20 protein-coding genes are annotated in these 22,273 nt (G+C 57.1%); 3 read left to right on the top strand and 17 right to left on the bottom strand.

The window, feature by feature from the left end:
• Window positions 1-258 (bottom strand): IMP dehydrogenase (locus tag FJW00_RS12065; RefSeq protein WP_181405377.1); only part of this gene is annotated, 258 nt, incomplete at its 3' end.
• Window positions 259-492: 234 nt separating this feature from the next.
• Between FJW00_RS12065 and coaE the strand changes: the two genes are divergently transcribed.
• The 3 genes from coaE to yacG are packed head-to-tail and all read left to right on the top strand — an operon-like array spanning window position 493 to window position 2,055.
• Complete coding sequence (gene coaE / locus FJW00_RS12060; RefSeq protein WP_009092113.1) at window positions 493-1,101, top strand: dephospho-CoA kinase; 609 nt, start codon at window positions 493-495, stop codon at window positions 1,099-1,101.
• Between the two features lie 4 nt (window positions 1,102-1,105).
• Window positions 1,106-1,849 (top strand): cell division protein ZapD, encoded by a 744-nt coding sequence (zapD, locus tag FJW00_RS12055; RefSeq protein WP_009092116.1) that lies wholly within the window; start codon window positions 1,106-1,108, stop codon window positions 1,847-1,849.
• Between the two features lie 8 nt (window positions 1,850-1,857).
• Window positions 1,858-2,055 (top strand): DNA gyrase inhibitor YacG, encoded by a 198-nt coding sequence (yacG, locus tag FJW00_RS12050; protein ID WP_009092117.1) that lies wholly within the window; start codon window positions 1,858-1,860, stop codon window positions 2,053-2,055.
• 30 nt (window positions 2,056-2,085) lie between these two features.
• Here yacG and mutT read toward each other — a convergent pair whose 3' ends face one another.
• The 16 genes from mutT to ftsI form a co-directional block, all read right to left on the bottom strand.
• A complete protein-coding gene (mutT, locus tag FJW00_RS12045; protein ID WP_009092119.1) occupies window positions 2,086-2,481 on the bottom strand; it encodes an 8-oxo-dGTP diphosphatase MutT in 396 nt (131 codons plus the stop codon).
• 142 nt (window positions 2,482-2,623) lie between these two features.
• A complete protein-coding gene (gene secA, locus FJW00_RS12040) occupies window positions 2,624-5,326 on the bottom strand; it encodes a preprotein translocase subunit SecA (protein ID WP_009092121.1) in 2,703 nt (900 codons plus the stop codon).
• 74 nt (window positions 5,327-5,400) lie between these two features.
• Window positions 5,401-5,907, bottom strand: coding sequence for a secA translation cis-regulator SecM (gene secM, locus FJW00_RS12035; RefSeq protein WP_258317037.1), 507 nt, complete (start codon window positions 5,905-5,907; stop codon window positions 5,401-5,403).
• Window positions 5,908-6,206: 299 nt separating this feature from the next.
• Window positions 6,207-7,124 (bottom strand): UDP-3-O-acyl-N-acetylglucosamine deacetylase, encoded by a 918-nt coding sequence (gene lpxC / locus FJW00_RS12030; RefSeq protein ID WP_009092125.1) that lies wholly within the window; start codon window positions 7,122-7,124, stop codon window positions 6,207-6,209.
• Window positions 7,125-7,225: 101 nt separating this feature from the next.
• Window positions 7,226-8,380 (bottom strand): cell division protein FtsZ, encoded by a 1,155-nt coding sequence (gene ftsZ / locus FJW00_RS12025; protein WP_009092127.1) that lies wholly within the window; start codon window positions 8,378-8,380, stop codon window positions 7,226-7,228.
• Window positions 8,381-8,451: 71 nt separating this feature from the next.
• Window positions 8,452-9,708, bottom strand: a complete 1,257-nt coding sequence (gene ftsA / locus FJW00_RS12020; protein ID WP_009092129.1) for a cell division protein FtsA — start codon at window positions 9,706-9,708, stop codon at window positions 8,452-8,454.
• Complete coding sequence (gene ftsQ / locus FJW00_RS12015) at window positions 9,705-10,544, bottom strand: cell division protein FtsQ (RefSeq protein WP_009092131.1); 840 nt, start codon at window positions 10,542-10,544, stop codon at window positions 9,705-9,707. Before ftsQ ends, ftsA begins: the two co-directional genes overlap by 4 nt.
• A gap of 1 nt (window position 10,545) precedes the next feature.
• Window positions 10,546-11,466 carry a D-alanine--D-alanine ligase gene (locus tag FJW00_RS12010; RefSeq protein WP_140028858.1) on the bottom strand — a complete coding sequence of 307 codons (921 nt, stop codon included), beginning with the start codon at window positions 11,464-11,466 and terminating at the stop codon, window positions 10,546-10,548.
• Complete coding sequence (gene murC, locus FJW00_RS12005; protein WP_009092134.1) at window positions 11,456-12,934, bottom strand: UDP-N-acetylmuramate--L-alanine ligase; 1,479 nt, start codon at window positions 12,932-12,934, stop codon at window positions 11,456-11,458. Before murC ends, FJW00_RS12010 begins: the two co-directional genes overlap by 11 nt.
• Before the next feature lie 70 nt (window positions 12,935-13,004).
• The gene (gene murG / locus FJW00_RS12000) at window positions 13,005-14,063 is read right to left on the bottom strand and encodes an undecaprenyldiphospho-muramoylpentapeptide beta-N-acetylglucosaminyltransferase (RefSeq protein ID WP_009092136.1); all 1,059 of its coding nucleotides are present in this window, start codon (window positions 14,061-14,063) and stop codon (window positions 13,005-13,007) included.
• Window positions 14,060-15,274 (bottom strand): cell division protein FtsW, encoded by a 1,215-nt coding sequence (ftsW, locus tag FJW00_RS11995; protein ID WP_009092138.1) that lies wholly within the window; start codon window positions 15,272-15,274, stop codon window positions 14,060-14,062. The genes murG and ftsW overlap by 4 nt, the downstream gene beginning before the upstream one ends.
• Window positions 15,274-16,590: a UDP-N-acetylmuramoyl-L-alanine--D-glutamate ligase gene (gene murD, locus FJW00_RS11990; RefSeq protein WP_140924237.1), complete on the bottom strand. Its 1,317-nt coding sequence runs from the start codon at window positions 16,588-16,590 to the stop codon at window positions 15,274-15,276. Before murD ends, ftsW begins: the two co-directional genes overlap by 1 nt.
• 2 nt (window positions 16,591-16,592) lie before the next feature.
• Complete coding sequence (mraY, locus tag FJW00_RS11985) at window positions 16,593-17,675, bottom strand: phospho-N-acetylmuramoyl-pentapeptide-transferase (protein WP_009092141.1); 1,083 nt, start codon at window positions 17,673-17,675, stop codon at window positions 16,593-16,595.
• Complete coding sequence (gene murF / locus FJW00_RS11980) at window positions 17,669-19,027, bottom strand: UDP-N-acetylmuramoyl-tripeptide--D-alanyl-D-alanine ligase (protein WP_140924236.1); 1,359 nt, start codon at window positions 19,025-19,027, stop codon at window positions 17,669-17,671. The genes mraY and murF overlap by 7 nt, the downstream gene beginning before the upstream one ends.
• Complete coding sequence (gene murE, locus FJW00_RS11975; protein WP_140924234.1) at window positions 19,024-20,511, bottom strand: UDP-N-acetylmuramoyl-L-alanyl-D-glutamate--2,6-diaminopimelate ligase; 1,488 nt, start codon at window positions 20,509-20,511, stop codon at window positions 19,024-19,026. The genes murF and murE overlap by 4 nt, the downstream gene beginning before the upstream one ends.
• Window positions 20,498-22,264 (bottom strand): peptidoglycan DD-transpeptidase PBP3, encoded by a 1,767-nt coding sequence (gene ftsI / locus FJW00_RS11970; protein WP_140924232.1) that lies wholly within the window; start codon window positions 22,262-22,264, stop codon window positions 20,498-20,500. Before ftsI ends, murE begins: the two co-directional genes overlap by 14 nt.
• Between the last annotated feature and the right edge of the window lie 9 nt (window positions 22,265-22,273).

Below are 22,273 nucleotides of genomic sequence, written 5' to 3'. Positions count from 1 at the left end.
CGCCCGCCACTCCTCCACGCTGTAGTGCTTGTGAACGGCGGTGAGAATATCAAAACTGGCCAGCGCCTCAGCCATTAAAAAGGTGCCGACGGTATCCATGTTGGCCGCGATAATCGGGATGCCGCTCCAGCTCAGGCGGGAGTGCCGGAAGGTGAAGCTGCGTTCCAGCTCGACCTGCGAGCGGCTTTGCAGCGTGGAGCGTTTGGGCCGGATTAAGACATCTTTAAAGCCCAGTTTCAGATCTTCTTCAATACGCATAAACAGTGTCCTGGTAGGTGGCAACAACTCGCCGTTCGCGAAATAAGCACGGTTCCAGTGACGTTATATTACGCGCCTCTGGCGACGCGACAAGACTGCGAATTTCACTTTATTTACGCTACAATCCGTAAAATTTATTGCTGCTTTACTGGTGTGATCTGTCGCTCATTTTTGCGTTTTTTATTCAGATCATTACCCTGAACCTATGTCCATATGAGAAGCCAGGTGAGAAACATGCCCTATACCGTCGCGCTCACAGGAGGAATCGGCAGTGGTAAAAGCACGATAGCCGGAGCCTTTGCTGCGCTTGGTGTGGAAATTATTGATGCTGACCTGATCGCACGCGAAGTGGTCGAGCCGGGCACTCCCGCTCTGCAGGCCATTGAGGCGCGCTTCGGCGCATCGATCGTGACCGGACAGGGAACGCTTGACCGTGCCCGCCTGCGCGAAATTATTTTCCAGCAGCCCGAAGAGAAAAGCTGGTTAAACGCGCTGCTGCACCCGCTGATTAACGCCCGGACGCGACAGCTGATCGCCCAGGCGGCCTCACCTTATGTGCTCTGGGTGGTGCCGCTACTGGTAGAAAATCAGTTACAGCACCAGGCTGATCGGGTGCTGGTCGTGGATGTTGATGAGGAGACGCAGTTAGCCCGTACCCGACAGCGCGATGGGCTCTCCCTGGAGCAGGCGCAACGTATTCTTTCCGCGCAGGCGACGCGCCAGCAGCGCCTCGCCTGCGCGGACGATATTATTGATAACAGTGGCGAGCCCGATGACGCCTTGCCACAGGTTGCCGGACTTCACCAGCGCTACCTCCGGCTGGCGGCAACGAAACAGGATTAATAACATGAGCACACCCGTTCTGTTTGAACACCCACTGAATGAAAAAATGCGGACCTGGCTACGGGTTGAGTTTTTAATTAATCAGTTAGACGAAACGACCCCGCTGGATAAAACCGTCAACGCGCTGACCTTTTTCCGCCTCACCGGCGAGTTGCTCGACATTTTCGAGCGGGGCGATATTCGCACAGAGCTGCTGAAAGAGCTGGAGCGTCAGCAGCAGAAATTACGCGCCTGGGCGGATGTGCCGGGTGTCGATATGACGCGGGTTGATGCCCTGAGCGATAAACTCAAAAGTCAGTCAACCCGGTTGATGAATGCGCCACGGATGGGGCAGCAACTCCGCGAGGATCGTCTCATTGCCCTGGTTCGCCAGCGTCTGAGCATTCCTGGCGGCTGCTGCAGTTTTGATTTGCCGGGTCTGCACATCTGGCTGCATCTGCCACAGGAAGTCCGCGATGCGCAGGTTGAAGCCTGGATGCAGACCCTGGAGCCACTCCATCATGCCCTGGCGATGGTGCTGGATTTGATCCGCCAGTCGGGTTCGTTCCATACGCAGACCAGCCTCAATGGCTTTTATCAGGATAATGCCGAGGATGCCGATCTGCTGCGACTGCAGCTGTCGCTGGACGATGCGCTCTATCCACAGGTGTCCGGCCACAAAAGCCGCTACGCCATTCGTTTTATGCCGCTGGACAGCGAGCGCGGCGAAGTGCCCGCCCGCCTTAACTTCCAGCTGGCCTGTTGTTAGAGGTAACTATGCAGCAAGAAGTCATGACCGTCTCCTGTCCGCAGTGCGGCAAAGAGGTGATCTGGGATGAACTCAGCCCGTTTCGGCCGTTTTGCAGTAAACGCTGTCAGCTTATCGATTTAGGGGAATGGGCTGCCGAAGAGAAACGCATTCCCAGCAGCGATGATATGAACGACAGTGAAAACTGGAGCGAAGAAGATCGCTGACAAAAGGATGGGGCGCACTGCCCCATCCGCTCAGAGCTCGCCGGCGACCAGACGCGCAATCAGCTGATGATTCGCGGCCGGAAATTCGTCGGCGACCAGCGCCTGCTGATCAACCCAGCGCTGCGGCTGCCCCTCTTTACCCCACGGCTCTCCCTTCCAGCCTTCGACCAGAAAGAAATGCAGCGTCACGCGCAGATCGTCATAGGTGTGGTCGGCATGACCAATCGGGCGCGCATCGGTCACTTCAATACCGGTTTCTTCGTGGAGTTCTCTGACGAGCCCCTCTTCCGCGCTTTCGCCCGCTTCAATCTTACCGCCGGGAAACTCCCATTTGTTCGCCATGTAAGACGTTGACGCGCGCTGGGCAAGGAAAATTTGTTTACTGGCATTGCGAATGATGCCAACCGCAACCTGCAGGTGCTTCATGGAAACTGTCCGGTCGTAATGAGTGAGGGCTGATTTTAGAACATGCTATAGCGGAAGTTAACCGCTTTACGTCTGCTCTGGCGAGATGGGCCGCGGGCATAAAAAAAGGAGCCAGCGGCTCCTTTTTCATTAGCATTGCGTATCAGGCGATACGGCCATGACACTGCTTGTATTTCTTACCGGAACCACATGGGCAGGGATCGTTGCGGCCGACTTTACGTTCACCGCTCTGCTCTGCCGCCGGTTCTGCCAGCGCATCCTCTTCTACGTGGCTCAGCTGCTGCTGCTGCGCCAGACGTTCGGCTTCTTCACGACGCTGCTGCTCCATCGCTTCAACCTCTTCAGGCATACGCACCTGAACCTTGCTCAGGGTACTGATCACTTCATACTTCAGTGATTCCAGCATCGCAGCGAACATGGCGAAGGATTCGCGCTTGTACTCCTGCTTCGGATCTTTCTGCGCATAGCCACGCAGATGGATACCCTGACGCAGATAGTCCATCGCAGCCAGATGCTCTTTCCACAGCGAATCCAGCGTCTGGAGCATCACGCCTTTTTCGAAGTTACGCATCATCTCGGCACCGACGATCTCTTCTTTGGCAGCATAGCTCTCGGTCGCGTGGGTCATGATGCGCTCACGCAGCACTTCCTCGTGCAGATCCGGCTCTTTATCCAGCCATTCCGCTATCGGCAGGTTAAGATCGAAGTCGGCGCGCAGACGCTCTTCCAGCCCTGGCACGTCCCACATCTCTTCCAGTGACTGCGGCGGAATGTAGGTATCGATGGTCGCTTTGTAGACATCGTGGCGAATGCTGTTAATGGTTTCGCTCACATCAGAGACATCCAGCAGCTCATTACGCTGGCTGTAGATAGCGCGACGCTGATCGTTTGCCACATCATCATATTCCAGCAGCTGCTTACGAATATCGAAGTTACGGCTTTCAACTTTGCGCTGAGCATTGGCGATCGCTTTGGTGACCCATGGATGCTCAATCGCCTCGCCGGGCTTCATGCCCAGTTTACGCATCATATTTGACACGCGATCGGAGGCAAAAATACGCATCAGCGCATCTTCCATTGAGAGGTAGAAGCGTGAGGAACCGGCATCACCCTGACGACCTGCGCGACCACGCAGCTGGTTGTCGATACGGCGGGACTCGTGACGCTCGGTACCGACGATGTGCAAACCACCTGATGCCAGAACCGCATCGTGACGAACCTTCCAGGCCGCTTTGATCTCTTCGATCTGCGCTTCGGTTGGATTCTCCAGCGCCGCCACATCGGCATGCCAGCTGCCGCCCAGCATAATGTCTGTACCACGACCCGCCATGTTGGTGGCGATCGTTACCGCACCCGGCTGACCCGCCTGCGCCACGATATCCGCTTCGCGGGCGTGGAACTTGGCGTTCAGAACGTTGTGTTTAATACCCGCACGGGTCAGTTCGTTAGAGACCACTTCCGATTTTTCAATCGAGATTGTCCCCACCAGCACCGGCTGACCGTTAGCAGTACGCTCACGGATATCTTCGATAATAGCGTCGATCTTCTCTTTCTCGGTCATGTAGACCAGGTCAGCCAGATCTTTACGTACCATCGGACGGTTGGTCGGCACCACGATAGTGTCGAGTTTATAGATGGAGCTGAATTCGAACGCTTCAGTGTCTGCGGTACCGGTCATACCGGCCAGCTTCTCGTAAATACGGAAGTAGTTCTGGAAAGTGATAGAGGCCAGCGTCTGGTTCTCGTTCTGAATCTCTACCCCTTCTTTCGCTTCAATCGCCTGATGCAGACCATCGGACCAGCGACGACCCTGCATGGTACGGCCGGTGTGTTCATCAACAATCACGACCTCGCCATCTTTGACGATATAGTCCACGTCGCGGGTAAAGAGCGCATGAGCACGCAGCGCCGCCGTAACGTGATGCATCAGCATGATGTTGGTCGGTGAATAGAGTGACTCACCCGCTTCCATGATGCCCTGGCTGACCAGCAGCTCTTCCACCTTAACCAGACCGCGCTCGGACATGTGAGCCTGACGCGCTTTCTCATCGACCCAGAAGTCACCTTCACCCTGATGAGTTTCGTTATCTTCCTTATCCTGACGAACCAGATGAGGGATGATTTTGTTCACTTTGGTGTAGAGGTCAGAACTGTCTTCTGCCGGACCGGAGATAATCAGCGGCGTACGCGCTTCATCGATCAGGATGGAGTCGACCTCATCCACCAGCGCGTAGTGCAGTTTACGCTGTACGCGCTCTTCCGGGCTGAAAGCCATATTGTCGCGCAGGTAGTCGAAGCCATACTCGTTGTTGGTGCCGTAGGTAATGTCTGCAGCGTAGGCTTCGCGCTTCGCTACCGCAGGCAGGCCCGACATGTTGATACCAATGCTCAGGCCAAGAAACTCGAACAGGGGACGGTTGTTTTCCGCATCGCGCTGAGCCAGATAGTCGTTGACGGTCACCACGTGAACGCCTTTGCCGGAGAGTGCGTTCAGGTAGGCTGGCAGGGTCGCGGTCAGGGTTTTACCTTCACCGGTGCGCATCTCAGCGATGCAGCGGTCGTTCAGCACCATGCCGCCAATCAGCTGAACGTCGAAGTGACGCATGCCAAATACACGTTTACTGGCTTCACGCACCGTCGCAAAGGCTTCAGGAATCAGGCTCTCCAGCGATTCGCCTTTTTTCAGGCGCTCGCGGAACTCGTCCGTTTTGGCTTTCAGTTCATCATCAGAGAGCTTCTCGAAATCAGGCTCCATCTTGTTGATGACATCTACCACTTTGCGCATGCGGCGCAGCGTACGATCGTTGCTGCTGCCAAAAACCTTGGTCAATATTTTGCTTAACATAATCAATAGTTTCTCAATTCAGCCGGCGCTTGCCGGACTGCGAAATCTTAACAGAGTGAATAAAACCAAAAATATTAGCAGAACAATCGGGCAGGTCCGGCGCGAATGCCATGCACGCTGGCATGCCACTCAACCCATGAGCGGGTTACGGCGGTGAAAAGCGGGGGTGCCGTCATCAGCTGCGGGGCGGTAGGCCGCGCAGAATGAGACGTCAGTAAGTTATGCAGTGAATCAATCAGCGCCAGCTTTTGTGCCGCCAGCGGTAAAATCTGTGGCTCCGCCTGGGCCTGTGGCGCCAGCGTAAACGAAAGATGACGGATAACCGTACGGATGGCGTGCTGATGCCAGTAATCCACGCTGAAGCTGGGACGGCGGGACGCTTCCTGAAGCCGTATCAGGTGGTCAAAACGTGTGGCACTGCCCAGAAAAAGGCTGCTGGCCGGAGATTCTGAAGAGGTGCTGAGTTCGGAGTTTTGCGCACAGGCTGGCAGGCCAAAGCTGGCCGCGACCATCCCTAACAGGAGATGGGGCCAGAAATAGCGTCTACCCAATTGTCGCCAGCGCTGAAGAATCCCGATCACACCCTTTCCATTGCGCATGCTCCTGCGCCTTTGTTTTCGTTCAACCGCCGCATGCTGCAACGGATTTCGGCCTGTAAAAGCGCCACAGATAGTATCATTAATGTGGGGCATCCACACCTGAGATTAAAGTGGCGGTGTGAGAAAAGGCGAGCGATTGTTCAGCAATTCAGCAGAACAGACAAGGCGTTACGAGAGCGGTCACACTATTGCGACGGATAAGATGGGGGCAATAAAAAACGGCTGGCGCCGCTGACCGGAGAGGGTGTCAGCATAACCAGCCGTTTCGCGTTCCGGGGTAATTAAGCCAGAACCAGATTCGGTGCTTTGAATGCCAGCGGCAGTTCAGCTTCGTCTTCGAAGGTTGCCCATTCCCAGGCTTCCTGCTTAGCCAGAACCGCTTGCAGCAGCTTGTTGTTCAGTGCGTGGCCTGATTTGAATGCAGTAAATGCACCAATGATGTTGTGACCACACATAAACAGGTCGCCGATAGCGTCCAGCATTTTGTGACGGACAAACTCGTCTTCAAAACGCAGGCCTTCTTCATTCAGTACGCGGAAATCATCCAGACCTATCGCACAATCTAAGCTACCGCCCAGGCACAGGCCTTTAGACTGCAGATATTCGATTTCACGCATAAAGCCAAATGTACGCGCCCGGCTGATCTGACGAACAAAGGCATCAGCAGAGAAGTTCATCGCATAACGCTGTGAGCTGGAATCGATAGCCGGGTGTTTGAAGTCGATGGTGAAATCAAGCGAGAAACCGTTGTACGGTTTGATCTCGGCCCATTTATCACCCTCTTCCACACGCACGGTCTGCTTAACGCGCACGAATTTCTTCGCGCTGTTGAGCTGCTCGATACCCGCATCCATCAGCAGATAGATAAACGGTGCTGCGCTGCCATCCATGATCGGGATTTCCGGAGCATCGACTTCAACAATAATGTTATCGATACCCAGACCGGCCAGGGCGGCATTGAGGTGTTCGACCGTTGAAATACGCACGCCGTCATCATTCACCAGGCAGGTACTCAGCATGGTGTCGCGCACGTATTTTGCATCAGCCGGAAAATCTACCGGTGGATTCAAGTCGGTGCGACGATAGATGACCCCGGTGTTAGCCGACGCAGGGCGTAATGTCAGGGTGACTTTTTTGCCGGTATGCAAACCGACACCCGTCGCCTGAACAATACGTTTTAATGTCCTTTGTTTGATCATCGCATTATCTCGCAATATTACCTTTCCGACCGCCAGTATACTTTACCAGCGGGCAGACACTTTAGCACAAAGAGCGGAGAACCCCAATTATAGGGTTAATCCTAATCGGCCTGCTTGCGTAAAAAGGCCGGAATATCAAGATAGTCGGGCTCTTTGTTCGACTGCGCAGCCTGGTCGTTAACCACTTTAGCAGCGGGTTTCTGCTCCTGCGGCAGCGGTGACATACCGTGCTGCTGATAGCGATGATCCATCACAGGCTGGCTGGCTGGCTTGTTAGTGACCAGCGTAATTTCCGGACGCTTGTCCATGCCGATACCGGTTGCCACCACGGTGACGCGCAGTTCGTCGTTCATTTCCGGATCCAGCGAGGTGCCGATAACCACGGTTGCGTTGTCAGAGGCGAAGGCGCGGATGGTGTTACCCACGGTTTCGAACTCATCCAGACGCAGATCGAAGCCTGCCGTAATGTTGACCAGCACGCCACGTGCACCAGACAGGTCGATATCTTCCAGCAGTGGGCTGGAGATCGCCATTTCAGCCGCTTCTTCCGCGCGATCTTCACCGCACGCAACGCCTGAACCCATCATCGCATAGCCCATTTCAGACATGACGGTACGCACGTCAGCAAAGTCGACGTTCATCAGGCCCGGACGGGTGATCAGCTCGGCAATACCCTGGACTGCACCTTTCAGCACGTCGTTGGCTGCGCCAAACGCATCCAGCAGGGAGATGCCGCGACCCAGCACTTTCAGCAGCTTGTCGTTAGGAATGGTGATCAGTGAATCGACATGCTTAGAGAGTTCAGCGATCCCCTGCTCGGCAAACGCCATGCGTTTTTTGCCTTCGAAGTTGAACGGCTTAGTGACCACGGCCACCGTCAGGATGCCTAAATCCTTTGCCACTTCAGCCACGACAGGCGCTGCACCGGTACCGGTACCGCCGCCCATGCCGGCTGCGATGAACACCATGTCTGCCCCTTCCAGCGCAGAACGCAGTGCTTCGCGATCTTCTTCTGCAGAGTTACGGCCCACTTCCGGGTTCGCACCCGCACCCAGACCTTTGGTAATGTTGTTACCGATCTGGATCGTCTGGCCGACCGCTGTTTTACGCAGCGCCTGAGCGTCGGTATTCACAGCAAAGAATTCCACACCTTCGATACGCTCGCGTACCATGTGCTCTACGGCGTTACCGCCGCCGCCACCGACGCCGATGACTTTAATCACCGCGTCGTTGGTTAATTCCATAGGTTCAAACATGATTTCTCTCCGTTATGTGCCTGTCGCCTGGAGATCACTAAAGAAAACAGCATGATCTCCTTTCACAAAAATTAAAACTCTTTTTTTAACCAACTGTTAAAACGCTTGAACCAGTTACCTACTGAGACACGCTTTTCGGTCTCTGCATCACCGTTCATGTGCGACTCTTTGCCGTAGTGCAGCAGTCCCACCGCGGTGGAGTAGTACGATTCCTGCGCATAATCAGTCAGGCCAGTAATATTCAGCGGCTGTCCGATACGCACCTGCGTATGGAATACGCGTTGCGCACAGGCCGCCAGTCCTTCAATTTGCGCGGCGCCACCGGTCAGGACAATGCCTGCGGCTAAGTGGTGCTTCACGCCCTGCTGACGCAGTTGTTCCTGTAACTGCAGAATCTCGTCGTTGACCAGATTCAAAAGTTCGGTATAACGCGGCTCAATCACCTCTGCCAGCGTCTGACGCTGCAGGCTGCGCGGTGGACGTCCGCCCACGCTTGGCACTTCAACGTTCTCATCTTTGCCGACAATCGATCCCAGCGCACAGCCATGCCGCACTTTAATCGCCTCCGCATCGGTTGGCGGTGTGCCAAACGCATAGGCGATATCGCTGGTGACGACGTTGCCCGCATACGGTATGACCTTAGTGTGCCGTAAAGCGCCGCCGGTATATACGGCAATGTCCATTGTACCGCCACCAATGTCGACAACACACACGCCCAGCTCACGTTCGTCTTCCGTTAAAACGGCAAAACTGGAGGCGAGGCCGGCAAAAATCAGCTGATCGACTTTCAGCCCGCACCGCTCAACGGCTTTCACGATGTTCTTCGCCATGTCGTTGTGACAGGTGATCAGGTGCACTTTCGCCTGCATACGCACGCCGGAAAGTCCGACCGGGTTCTTAATCCCTTCCTGATAGTCGATGGCATATTCCTGAGGAATCACGTGCAGGATGCGATGCTCATCACGCACACGCACCGATTTGGCGGTATGCACGACGTTCTCCACATCATCCTGAGTCACTTCCTCTTCCGAAATCGGAACCATCCCGATTTCGTTCTGACAACTGATATGTTTGCCCGATAAAGCAAGGTAGACAGAGGAGATCTGGCAATCTGCCATCAGCTCAGCCTGGTCGATGGCACGCTGAACGCATTTCACCACCGACTCAAGGTCGTTTACGCCACCTTTATCCATACCGCGGGAGGGACAGCTGCCCACCCCAATAATGTTGACCATACCATCGGGCAGAATTTCCCCAACCAGGGCGGCGACCTTCGCAGTGCCGATTTCGAGTCCAACTACCAGTTTTCTGTCCGTTGCCTTGATCATTGTTGTTTAGCCTGTGCCTGGTTCTGTTGCTGATTACTGTCCTGTGGCTCCATCACAACCGGTGTCCAGCCAACAGAAGCGCCCGAGTCGTATCGCAAATCCACGTAGCTGATACGTTTGCTCTCGTTCTGACCTTGCTGTTCCAGCACCGGGTAGAGCTCAATAAAGCGATTCAGTCGTTTCATGGTGTCGCTGCGGCCCAGCTCGATACGAACATCATCGCTGGTGACCAGCTGCCATGAACGCCGGGCCGTCATCGACGCCACCTTCAGAGTAAACTTCCGGGCTTTCAGCACATCATCCATGCTGTGATAGCCCGCCAGGACCTCTTTCTCACTCCCTTCAGGTCCATACAGCATTGGCAACGTCTCTTTACCAATGTGGCTGGCAGGCACACTGAAGGAAACCCCATCAGCATCCACCATATGCACATCGTTCCAGCGCGCCACTGGCGTGTACTCCACCAGATGAATCTTTAGCTCGTCCGGCCACTGTTTACGCACGCTGACCTGCTTAATCCACGGCAGCCGCTCGATCTGCTGCTGCAGGATGTCGACATTCTGCGACATAAAGGTGCCCGGTGGGCCAAGCGACAGGATCGCCTGGCGGATATCATCGTGCGTGGTGTAGTGCGTCTGCCCCGTTACCACCAGTCTGGATAACGGCAACCGGGACGCATCATTCATCCACTTCAGCACCACCAGCCCGCCGGAAATCATAATCCCGATGACGATCAGCAGGAAAACAATACCGAACAGTCGGGCTCCGTTACTGCGCCCGGTGCGAGTACGCTCCTGCGGTTCACGGTTTCGAACTCTCATCGCCGCCTGTGACATATCAGTCGGCCAGCTCCAGAATATGGGCAACCAGCTGCGGGAAACGCATACCCGCCTGTTTCGCCGCCATCGGAACCAGACTGTGGCTGGTCATGCCCGGTGAGGTGTTGGCTTCCAGCAGCTGAAAGTTCCCCTCTCCGTCGGTCATCACATCAACCCGTCCCCAGCCACGGCATCCCAGCGCACGCCAGGCTGCCAGCACCAGCTGCTGCAATTCTGCTTCCCGTTCGGCACTTAAATCGGCCGGACAGAGATACTGAGTATCGTCAGAAATGTATTTAGCTTCATAGTCATAGAACTCGCTGGCGCTCTTAATTTCAATGGCAGGCAGAATACGATCGCCCACAATTGCGACGGTATACTCCGCGCCGCTGAGAAACGCCTCGACCAGCACGTCATTGTCGTGCTTAAACGCCAGTTCCAGTGCAGCAGGCAGCGCGCTCAGATCGTTGACCCGGCTGATGCCCACGCTGGAGCCTTCACAGGCTGGCTTAACAAACAGTGGCAGGCCAAGCGCCGCAATCGCCGCGTCGCTCTCGGCATCCAGCCCGGCAGCAAACTGCTGACGCGTCAGCCAGACAAAGCGTCCTGAAGGTAAGCCGCGCCCCTGCCACAGCAGTTTGGTGCGCAGCTTGTCCATGGTGACGGCTGAGGCCATCACGCCGCTGCCCGTGTAGGGCAGTTGAAGAAACTCCAGTACCGCCTGTAGCGAGCCATCTTCGCCACCCCGGCCATGCAGAGCGATAAAGGCTTTGGTAAAGCCCTGCTCTTTCAGCGTGAGAACCGAAACATCACGGGTATCGATGCCATGTGCATCAATGCCCATTTCCCGTAATCCGGCTAACACAGCCTGACCCGAGTTAAGCGACACCTCACGCTCTGCCGAGGTACCGCCCATTAATACGGCAACTTTATCCGCCATGACGATCCTCCGCTTTCTGCTCCGGCTGGAGCTTCGCGTCAGCCAGCTTGCGGGCAACCTTGCCGACGTTACCGGCTCCCTGCACCAGAATCAGATCGTTGCCTGACAGCAGCGGTGCCAGCATCTCCGGCAGCGCGTCATGTTCCGGCACCAGAATCGGATCCACTTTGCCCCGATTGCGAATCGCACGGCAGAGCGAACGGCTGTCTGCGCCCGGAATGGCCGTCTCACCGGCAGAGTAGACATCCAGCATCAGCAGGACATCGACATGTGACAGCACGTTGGCGAAATCATCGAAGAGATCGCGGGTTCGGCTGAAACGGTGCGGCTGAAATACCATGACCAGTTTTTTGTCCGGCCAGCCTGCACGTGCCGCTTTGATCGTCGCCTCAACTTCAGTCGGGTGATGACCATAGTCATCCACCAGCATTGCGCTGCCCGGCTGCCCGTTTACCGGTTCGGTCGGGAACTCACCCAGCAGATCAAAGCGACGGCCCGTGCCCTGGAAGCTCTCCAGCGCGGCCAGAATGGCGTTGTCTTCAATGCCCTCTTCACTGGCGACGGCAACCGCGGCGGCCGCATTCAGCGCGTTGTGGCGGCCCGGTGCGTTCAGCGTAATCTGCAGCGGCGCTTTATCCTGACGGATCAGGGTGAAATGTCCCTGCGCACCACTCTGCTCATAATTCTCAATGCGCAGGTCAGCGTCATCACTGAAACCGTAGGTGGTAATGTGCCGTCCTACACGTGGGATCAGATCGCGGATCACCGCATCATCCACGCACATCACTGCGCGACCGTAAAACGGCAGGTTGTGCAGGAAGTTAATAAAGGTCTGCTTCAGGTTCTCAAAATCGCCCTGATAGGTGTCCATGTGGTCCGCTTCGATGTTGGTTACAATCGCCACCATCGGCTGCAGATGCAGGAACGACGCGTCACTCTCATCCGCTTCGGCAATCAGATAGCGGCTGTTGCCCAGACGGGCATGGGTGCCTGCTGCTTTGACCAGTCCGCCGTTCACAAAGGTCGGATCCAGCCCGGCTTCCGCATAAATGCTTGAGACCATCGCCGTGGTGGTGGTTTTGCCATGGGTGCCCGCAACGGCGATGCCGTGACGGAATCGCATCAGCTCCGCCAGCATCTCCGCGCGACGAATGACCGGAATGCGCTGTTCACGCGCCGCCACCAGTTCAGGGTTATCCTGTGAAACCGCGCTGGAAACCACCACCACGCTGGCATCGTTCACGTTTTCAGGGCGATGGTTAAAATAGATGGTCGCACCCAGCGCTATCAGGTTCTGCGTCACCGGGTTAGGGGCCAGATCTGAACCGCTGATATGGTAGCCTTCATTTGCTAACACTTCGGCAATACCGCCCATGCCAGCACCACCGATGCCGACAAAGTGGATGTGCCGGACGCGACGCATCTCGGGCACGATAGAACGCAGTTTTGCCAATTGTTGTGTATTCATCGCTCTCAATTACCTGCTCTTTCAGTTTGTACCCGGCCCGGGTACAGGTCAGACACGCTGACCGGAATGATTACTTTGCGGCGCGAGCCACTTCCTGTGCGACCCGATCGGTCGCATCGGGGATCGCCACCTGACGGGCCTGCTCAGCCATCGTCAACAGGGTTGCGCGATCCCAGTGGCGTAGCAGATCCGCTACGGCCTCCGCAGTAAACTGCGGCTGCTCAAAAATTCTGGCGGCGCCCGCTTTTTCCAGCGGCAGCGCGTTCCAGTACTGCTGGCGATCCTTGTGCTGAAACGGCACGAAAATCGCCGGTAAACCAGCGGCAGCGACTTCACTCACGGTTAACGCTCCGGAGCGGCAGACCACCACATCGGCCCAGGCATAGGCCGCCGCCATATCATCGATAAACTCGGTGACCCTGTGCTGCGTCTGACCCGCCTGCTGATAGGCTTTTTCCGTTTCGGGCAGCGCCCCTTTACCGGTCTGATGCCACAGGGTGATCTCATCACCCACCAGCGCCGCAATCTGCGGCAGCGTCTGATTCAGTATCCGTGCGCCCTGACTGCCGCCAATCACCAGCACCCGGATCGGGCCTGACCGGTCGGCCAGCCGTTGTGCCGGCAGAGGCAGCGCCAGCACATCCGTACGCACCGGATTGCCCACCACATCGGCAGCAGGAAAAGCCCCCGGAAACGCCTGCAGCACTTTGGTGGCAATTTTCGCCAGCCATTTGTTAGTCAGTCCGGCAATCCCGTTCTGCTCATGCAGTACCACCGGAATGCCGCAACTCCAGGCCGCCAGGCCACCGGGACCGGAAACGTAGCCGCCCATGCCCAGCACAACATCGGGCTGCCAGGCTTTCATAATGCGGCGCGCCTGACGCCATGCATTGAAGATGCGCATGGGCGCCAGCAGCAGCGCTTTCAGGCCTTTACCACGCAGTCCACTGATGCGGATAAAGTCGATCTCAATGCCGTGCTTCGGCACCAGATCGGCCTCCATGCGGTCGGCGGTGCCTAACCAGCGAACCTGCCAGCCCTGTTCCATCAGATGATGGGCGACAGCCAGACCGGGAAAAACATGTCCGCCGGTTCCGCCTGCCATCACCATCAATCGCTTACCGCTCATCGACCACCTCGGGTAAACGCCTGCGCTTTCGCCAGGCGCGTTTCATAATCTATGCGTAATAAAAAGACGATGGCGGTCGACATAATGATCAGACTCGAACCACCGTAACTGATCAGCGGTAAGGTCAGGCCTTTAGTCGGTAACATACCGGCTGCAGCCCCGACGTTAACCAGCGCCTGGAAGCTGAACCAGACGCCAATTGAACAGGCTAAAAAGCCGGAAAAACGCTGATCCAGCTCCAGCGCACGTCGGCCAATCGACATCGCACGAAAAGCGACGAAGAATACCATTAAAAGTGCCAATACCACACCGATGTAACCGAGTTCTTCCCCTATGATGGCGAAAATAAAGTCGGTGTGCGCCTCCGGCAGATATTCCAGCTTTTGCACGGAGTTACCGAGTCCCTGTCCCCAGAACTCACCGCGGCCAAAGGCCATCAGCGACTGGGTCAGCTGGTAGCCACTCCCAAACGGATCTTCCCAGGGATTCCAGAACGACGTCACGCGGCGCATACGGTAGGGTTCTGCAATGATAAGCAGGATCACCGCAAAGATACCGGAGCCGATAATCGCCATGAACTGCCACAGCTTGGCCCCCGCCAGGAAGAGCATCGCCAGCGTCGTAACAAACAGTACCACCACCGTTCCCAGGTCGGGCTGCGCCAGCAGTAACACCGCCAGCACGACCATGACGCCCATCGGTTTACAGAAGCCCCAGAAGTTATTACGCACCTCTTCCACTTTGCGCACCAGATAACTGGCGAGATAGCAGAACAGGGAGAGCTTCGACAGCTCCGCAGGTTGGATACGCAGCGGACCCAGCGCAATCCAGCGCGATGCACCGTTAACCGAGCTGCCGACCACCAGAACAATCAGCAGCATGACGATCGTGACCATCAGCATCACGTTGCTGTAGCGCTGCCAGAAATCCATCGGCACCCGCAGCGTGACCAGCGCCATGCCCAGCGCCAGCGCAATGTAGAAGGCGTCACGCTTGGCAAAGTAAAAGAGATCGTCATTCAGACGCTGACCGACAGGCATAGAGGCCGAGGTCACCATCACAAAACCAATCACTGCCAGACCGAGCGTCAGCCATAACAGCGTGCGGTCATAGAGCACCAGTGAAGTGTCATCACTTTCACGCGCTCCCATGACCCAATCTTTCAGGCGTCCTGAGAAATAGTGAGCCAGTCCGGCGCCAGGAATACGCATCAGCTCAGCTCCTTCGCCAGCTGCGCAAACTGATCGCCGCGCTGCTCAAAGTTACGGAACTGATCAAGGCTGGCACAGGCGGGCGACAGCAGAACCATATCGCCGGATTTAACCTGAGGCGCGATCTGCTCCATTGCCTGACGCATCGTCTCCGTGCGTACGGCGATCTCAGGACGCAGCGCCGCCAGCGCATCGCCATCGCGGCCAAAACAGTAGAGACGCACATTGTCACCCTGCAGCCAGGGGACCAGCGGCGTAAAGTCGGCTGATTTGCCATCGCCGCCCATCAGCAGCCATAACGTGCCGTTCACCTGCAGACCATTCAGTGCCGCTTCGGTGCTGCCAACATTGGTGGCTTTAGAGTCGTTAATCCAGCGCACGCCCTGATGCTCATGCACCAGCTGGAAGCGATGTGCCAGACCGTTAAAATGCGTTAAAGCGGCCAGGCTGGAGGCGCGTGGCAACCCTACGGCATCAGCCAGGGCCAGCGCCGCCAGTGCATTGGTGTAGTTGTGCTGGCCGGTCATTTTCATTTCAGCGGTGTTCAGCACCTTCTCACCCTTCACCCGCAGCCAGATACTGCCCTGCTGCTTGTTAAGGTGATAGTCACCGAAATCGATGCCAAAGCTGACACAACGGGTGTCCGCCCCGCGAACCGGCATCGTTAGGGCGTCATCGGCGTTAACGATGCAGGTCTGCGCGTTCTCGTAAACCCGCAGTTTGGCGGCACGATACTGCTGCATCCCCAGCGGATAGCGATCCATATGATCTTCGCTGACGTTCAGCACGGTTGCCGCCGCGGCTTTCAGGCTGTGCGTAGTCTCAAGCTGAAAGCTGGAGAGCTCCAGCACGTAGAGCTGCGCCGGAGACTGCAGCAGGCTCAGTGCGGGCAGACCGATGTTGCCGCCCACACCCACTTGCCAGCCTGCGGCTTTGGCCATCTCGCCCACCAGCGTCGTCACCGTGCTTTTGCCGTTGGAACCGGTAATCGCCACGACAGGCGCCTGCGCCTCGCGGCAAAACAGCTCGATGTCGCCGACGATTTCGATACCGGCATCTGCTGCTTCGCTGAGAAGCGGATGCGCCAGCGCGATACCCGGACTGGCAACGATCAGATCGGAGGTCAGCAGCCAGTCGCCGTTAAGACCGCCCAGATGGCGTTCAACCTGCCCGGGCAATTTATCCAGCCCCGGCGGCGAGACACGGGTATCCATCACGCGAGGCGTTACGCCCTGCGCCAGAAAGAAATCAACACAGGAGAGCCCGGTCAGGCCCAGCCCGATGATGACGACTTTTCTACCCCGATAGTCAGCCATGATTAACGCACCTTCAGCGTGGCCAGGCCAATCAGCACCAGCATTAGCGAAATAATCCAGAAGCGCACAATCACGCGCGGTTCCGGCCAGCCTTTCAGTTCATAGTGGTGATGGATCGGCGCCATGCGGAAAATACGCTGACCGCGCAGCTTGAACGATCCCACCTGCAGGATCACCGACAGCGTCTCAACCACAAACACGCCGCCCATGATCACCAGTAAAAATTCCTGACGCAGTAACACCGCGATGGTTCCGAGCGCGCCGCCCAGTGCCAGCGAGCCCACGTCCCCCATAAAGACCTGTGCCGGGTAGGTGTTGAACCACAGAAAGCCCAGCCCTGCCCCGACGATAGCGGTGCAGACAATCACCAGTTCACCGGCATGACGCAGGTAAGGGATATGCAGATATTCTGCGAATTTCACGTTACCCGTTGCCCAGGCAACAAGCGCGAAGCCGGCCGCTACAAAGACGGTCGGCATAATCGCCAGACCATCCAGGCCATCGGTCAGGTTAACCGCATTACCCGTTCCGACAATCACAAAGTAGGCCAGCAGCACATAAAAGAGGCCGAGCTGCGGCATGATGTCTTTGAAAAATGGCACCACCAGCTGGGTCGCCGGCGTATCTTTGCCTGCCGCATACAGCGCGAACGCCACGCCCAGCGAAATCACCGACATCCAGAAATATTTCCAGCGGGCGATGAGTCCCTTCGTGTCTTTACGTACGACTTTGCGGTAGTCGTCGACAAAGCCGATGATGCCAAAGCCGATTAACACCACCAGCACACACCAGACATACGGATTCGACGGATAGGCCCACATCAGCACCGAAATGGTGATGGAGGTCAGGATCATGATGCCGCCCATGGTCGGCGTGCCGCGCTTGCTGAAGTGAGACTCCGGGCCATCGTTGCGGACAACCTGACCGATCTGTAACTTCTGCAGCCAGGCGATCAGGCGCGGTCCCATCCAGAGCGAGATAAATAACGCGGTCAGCAGGCTGACAATGGCGCGAAACGTCAGATAGGAAAAGACGTTAAAACCGGAATATAAAGCGACCAGATGCTCGGCCAGCCAAACTAACATGTTCCTTTCTCCTGTAAGCTCTGTACTACCTGCTCCATGGCGGCACTACGCGAACCTTTTATCAAGACAGTAATTTCTGAGTGTTCGGACAACAGCTGGCGTAAACGTTCAGTCAGCGCCGTCTTATCGCTGAAATGTTCGCCAGCTTTGCTGCTTTCGCTGATGAAATGGCTGAATCTGCCGGTCGTCAGCACGCGATCAATGCCTGCGTCACGTGCCGCCTCGCCGACTTCGCGGTGACACTGTTCGGTCTCGTCGCCCAGCTCGGCCATATCCCCCGCCACCAGCACCCGATAGCCCGGCATCTCGGACAGAACCTGAACCGCTGCGGTCATTGAACCGACGTTAGCGTTGTAGCTGTCATCCAGCAGCAGCTGCTGCGCAGAGAGGCGCACCGGGAACAGACGGCCAGGCACCGACTGCAGGCTTTTCAGCCCCTGCTGAACGGCGCTCAGCGGCGCGTCCACTGACAGGGCCAGGGCCGCAGCGGCCAGGGCATTAGCGATGTTATGGCGACCCGGCAGCGGCAGAACGATCTCCACTTCGCCACGCGGAGTCACCATGACAAAATGGGTACCGTCCTGAGCAATGCGGATATCGCGGGCGGAGAAGTCGCACCCTGCCGCCTGCGGTGCAAAGCGCCACACGGTTTTATCCTGCAGATTCGCCTGCCACTTTGGCCAGTCATTGCTCTCGGCATTCAGAATCGCAATGCCGTGCGGCGGTAAGCCCTGAAAAATTTCGCCTTTGGCTTTGGCAACGCCCGCCAGTGAACCAAAGCCTTCCAGATGTGCTGCCGCCAGGTTGTTAACCAGCGCACTCTCCGGCCGAACCAGATCGGTGGTATAGGCGATCTCGCCCTGATGATTCGCGCCCAGCTCGATCACCGCATACTGATGTTCAGGTGTCAGGCGCAGCAGCGTCATCGGGACGCCATAGTCGTTATTGAGATTACCGGCGGTATAGAGCGTTTCACCGCACTGACGCAGAATCGCCGCGGTCATCTCTTTCACCGAGGTTTTCCCGGAAGAGCCGGTCAGCGCCACGACGCGGGCGGTCGACTGCTGGCGAACCCAGGCCCCCAGTCTGCCAAAGGCGAGACGGGTATCCTCAACGACCACCTGCGGTACAGCGACAGATAAATGCTGACTGACCAGCAGCGCCTGTGCGCCATTCGCAATCGCATCGCCGACAAAGTCATGCGCATCAAAACGCTCACCCACCAGCGCGACAAACAGGCTGCCAGCCGTCACCTTGCGGGTATCTGTGGTGACCTCGTTCAGAGTGAGGTCACTGCCGTAAAGCGTGCCGCCGGTGATCTGTGCCAGGGTCTGTAATGAAACCGGAATCATGCTGTGCCTCCCAGCAGAGCCGCGACCGTTGCACGGTCGGAGTAATCAAGCCGGTGTGTACCGATGATCTGATAATCTTCGTGGCCCTTGCCCGCGACCAGCACGATGTCGTCAGGTTGCGCCTGCATAATGGTGTTAGTCACCGCCTGCGCACGACCGGAGACCACACGGGCGCGGCCCGGGTTCAGCAAACCGGTCAGAATATCGTTGACGATGGCCTGCGGATCTTCACTGCGCGGGTTGTCATCGGTAATCACCACCACATCGGCAAACTGCTCGGCAATCGCCCCCATTAACGGGCGTTTCCCTTTGTCACGATCGCCACCGCAGCCAAACAGGCACCACAGTTTCCCTGTGCAGTGCAGGCGTGCCGCTTCCAGCGCTTTTTCCAGCGCGTCTGGCGTGTGAGCGTAATCGACCACGACCGTGGGTTTACCTGCGGCACTGAACACTTCCATACGCCCGTTGACCGGCTGTAACCGGGGGGCGGCGTCGATCAGCGTCGCCAGCGGATAGTCGAGCGCCAGCAGGGTCGCCAGCGCCAGCATCAGATTGCTGACATTGAATGCGCCCATCAGCGGGCTGGCAATGTCGCCATTGCCCCAGCTGGAGCTGAAACGGATATGGGCGCCGTTGTCGTGGTACTCCACCGCGTCGGCTTTCAGCCAGCGGCCATGGCAACCCGGCTGGAGGTTATTCTCCATGGTGACTGCGACCGCATCCGGTAAGCGCGCGAGCCAGCGACGCCCCACTTCATCATCTGCGTTGAGGATCGCCTGACCGACCTGATGCTCGGAGAAGAGCAGCCATTTGGCGGACTCGTAGCTCTCCATGTCACCGTGATAGTCGAGGTGATCGCGGCTGAGATTGGTGAAGACCGCAGCGGCAAACGGCAGCGCCGCGACGCGATGCTGAACCAGCCCGTGTGAGGAGACTTCCATGGCGGTCAGGGTCGCCCCTTTTTCAGCCAGATCGTGCAGCAGATGCTGTACGTCTACCGCAGAGCCGGTAGTATTTTCGGCGGCGGCCAGCTGGCCTACCAGGCCGTTGCCGACCGTGCCCATGACCGCGCTGGTTTCACCCAGCAGCATTGCCCACTGCGCCAGTAACTGCGTGGTGGTGGTTTTGCCGTTGGTGCCGGTCACGCCGATCAGCTTCTGTTTTTCACCTGGCTGCTGGTAAAAGCGTCCGGCTAATGCCGAAAGACGCTGATGCAGCTGCGCCAGATAGATAACCGGCACGCCGTGCATCTCACGGATTTCACCGTCGGCGGCTTCGCCTTCGGCTTCCGCCACAACCGCAGCGACGCCCTGCGCAATCGCCTGCGGGATAAAGCGGCGTCCATCAACCTGATGGCCTGAAACAGCGACAAACAGATCGCCAGAAGCCGCAAGGCGGCTGTCCAGGGTCATGTCACGCAGTGGGCGCGCCGGCGCGCCTGGCACCCAGGGGCCGAGTAAGTCGCGCAGGTTACGATCTGTCACTTGATTCCTCACTTCTGTTAGTCACCAGCTCGTTTTTGTCATTGGTCGGTAACGCATCCGGTTCGATGTTCATGGTGCGCAGTACGCCGCCCATGATGGCACCAAACACCGGAGCAGAAACCGCACCACCATAATATTTGCCGGCCTGGGGATCGTTGATCACCACCACCAGCGCGAACCGAGGATGACTGGCAGGTGCAACACCTGCGGTATAGGCGATGTATTTGTTGACGTAGCGACCATCCGGCCCGACTTTTTTCGCCGTACCGGTTTTTATCGCAATGCGATAGCCCTTGATGGCCGCTTTGACACCGCCGCCACCGGGCAGCGCCACGCTTTCCATCATATGCATCACGGTTTTCACCAGCGACTCATCGAAAACGCGCTCTCCCGCGACGGGCGGGTCGACTTTGGTAATCGACAGCGGGCGATTAATGCCATAGCTGCCAATGGTTGCGTAGACTCGCGCTAACTGTAACGGCGTCACCATTAGCCCGTAGCCGAAAGAGAAGGTGGCCCTCTCTATGTCAGACCACCGTTGTTTTTTAGGGTATAAGCCACTGCTTTCCCCGACCAGCCCCAAATTGGTCGGTTTGCCCAGTCCAAAACGCGAGTAAGTTTCTACCAGCGCTGAGGAGGGCATCGCTAACGCCAGACGTGAAACCCCGACGTTACTCGACTTCTGCAGAACCCCTGTCAGGGTCAATTCGTTGTAGCGCGCCACATCTTTGATCTCATGACCATTGACGCGGTACGGCACGGTATTCAGAACGCTGTTCTCTCTGACCACGCCGCGTTGCAGCGCCGTCATCACCACCATCGGCTTCACGGTTGAGCCAGGCTCGAAAATGTCGGTGATGGCGCGGTTGCGCATCAGATCTTTGGAGGTATTACTGAGATTGTTCGGGTTGTAAGCCGGGCTGTTAGCCATCGCCAGCACTTCACCGGTGTTCACATCCACCAGCACCGCCGTGCCCGACTCCGCTTTGTTGAACGCCACGGCGTTATTCAGTTCGCGGTAAACCAGCGCCTGCAGACGTTCATCAATGCTCAGTGTCAGGTTGTGGGCCGCCCGGCTGTCGACGGAAGAGATATCTTCGATGACCCGACCGTAACGGTCTTTACGCACCGTTCGTTCGCCCGGCGCACCGGTCAGCCACTTATCAAAGCTCTTCTCGATGCCTTCAATACCCTGTCCGTCGATATTGGTAAAACCAATCAGATGGGAGGTGACCTGCCCGGCAGGATAGTAGCGGCGCGACTCTTCGCGCAGATGAATACCGGGAAGTTTGAGTTTTTTAACGTACTCGCCGATAGCCGGATTGACCTGGCGCGCCAGATAGACGAAGCGGCCTTTCGGGTTGGCGTTAACACGCGCCGCCAGCTGATCCAGCGGAATCGAAAGCGCATCGGAGAGCGCCTTCCAGCGGCTGTCCAGTGTGACGCCGCCGCCGGCGTGGAGCTCTTTGGGATCGGCCCAGATGGCATTTACCGGGACACTGACGGCGAGCGGGCGTCCGGCTCGATCGCTGATCATCCCGCGCGACGTCGGCACCGCCTGCACGCGCAGCGAGCGAAGATCACCCTCTTTGACCAGCTTGCCTGGATTGATCACCTGCAGCCAGGCAACGCGTGACAGCAGTCCACCCAGCGCCAGCAAAATACAGCCGCACAGCAACGCAAAACGCCAGCTTACAAAGCTGGCCTTATCTTCCGGTTTCTTTAACTTCAGCGTTCTGCCTGTACCGCTCATTCGCTATCT

The organism is Pantoea anthophila (assembly GCF_006494375.1).
GTDB lineage: Bacteria > Pseudomonadota > Gammaproteobacteria > Enterobacterales > Enterobacteriaceae > Pantoea > Pantoea anthophila.
This window is presented reverse-complemented; position numbering and strand designations above follow the sequence as displayed.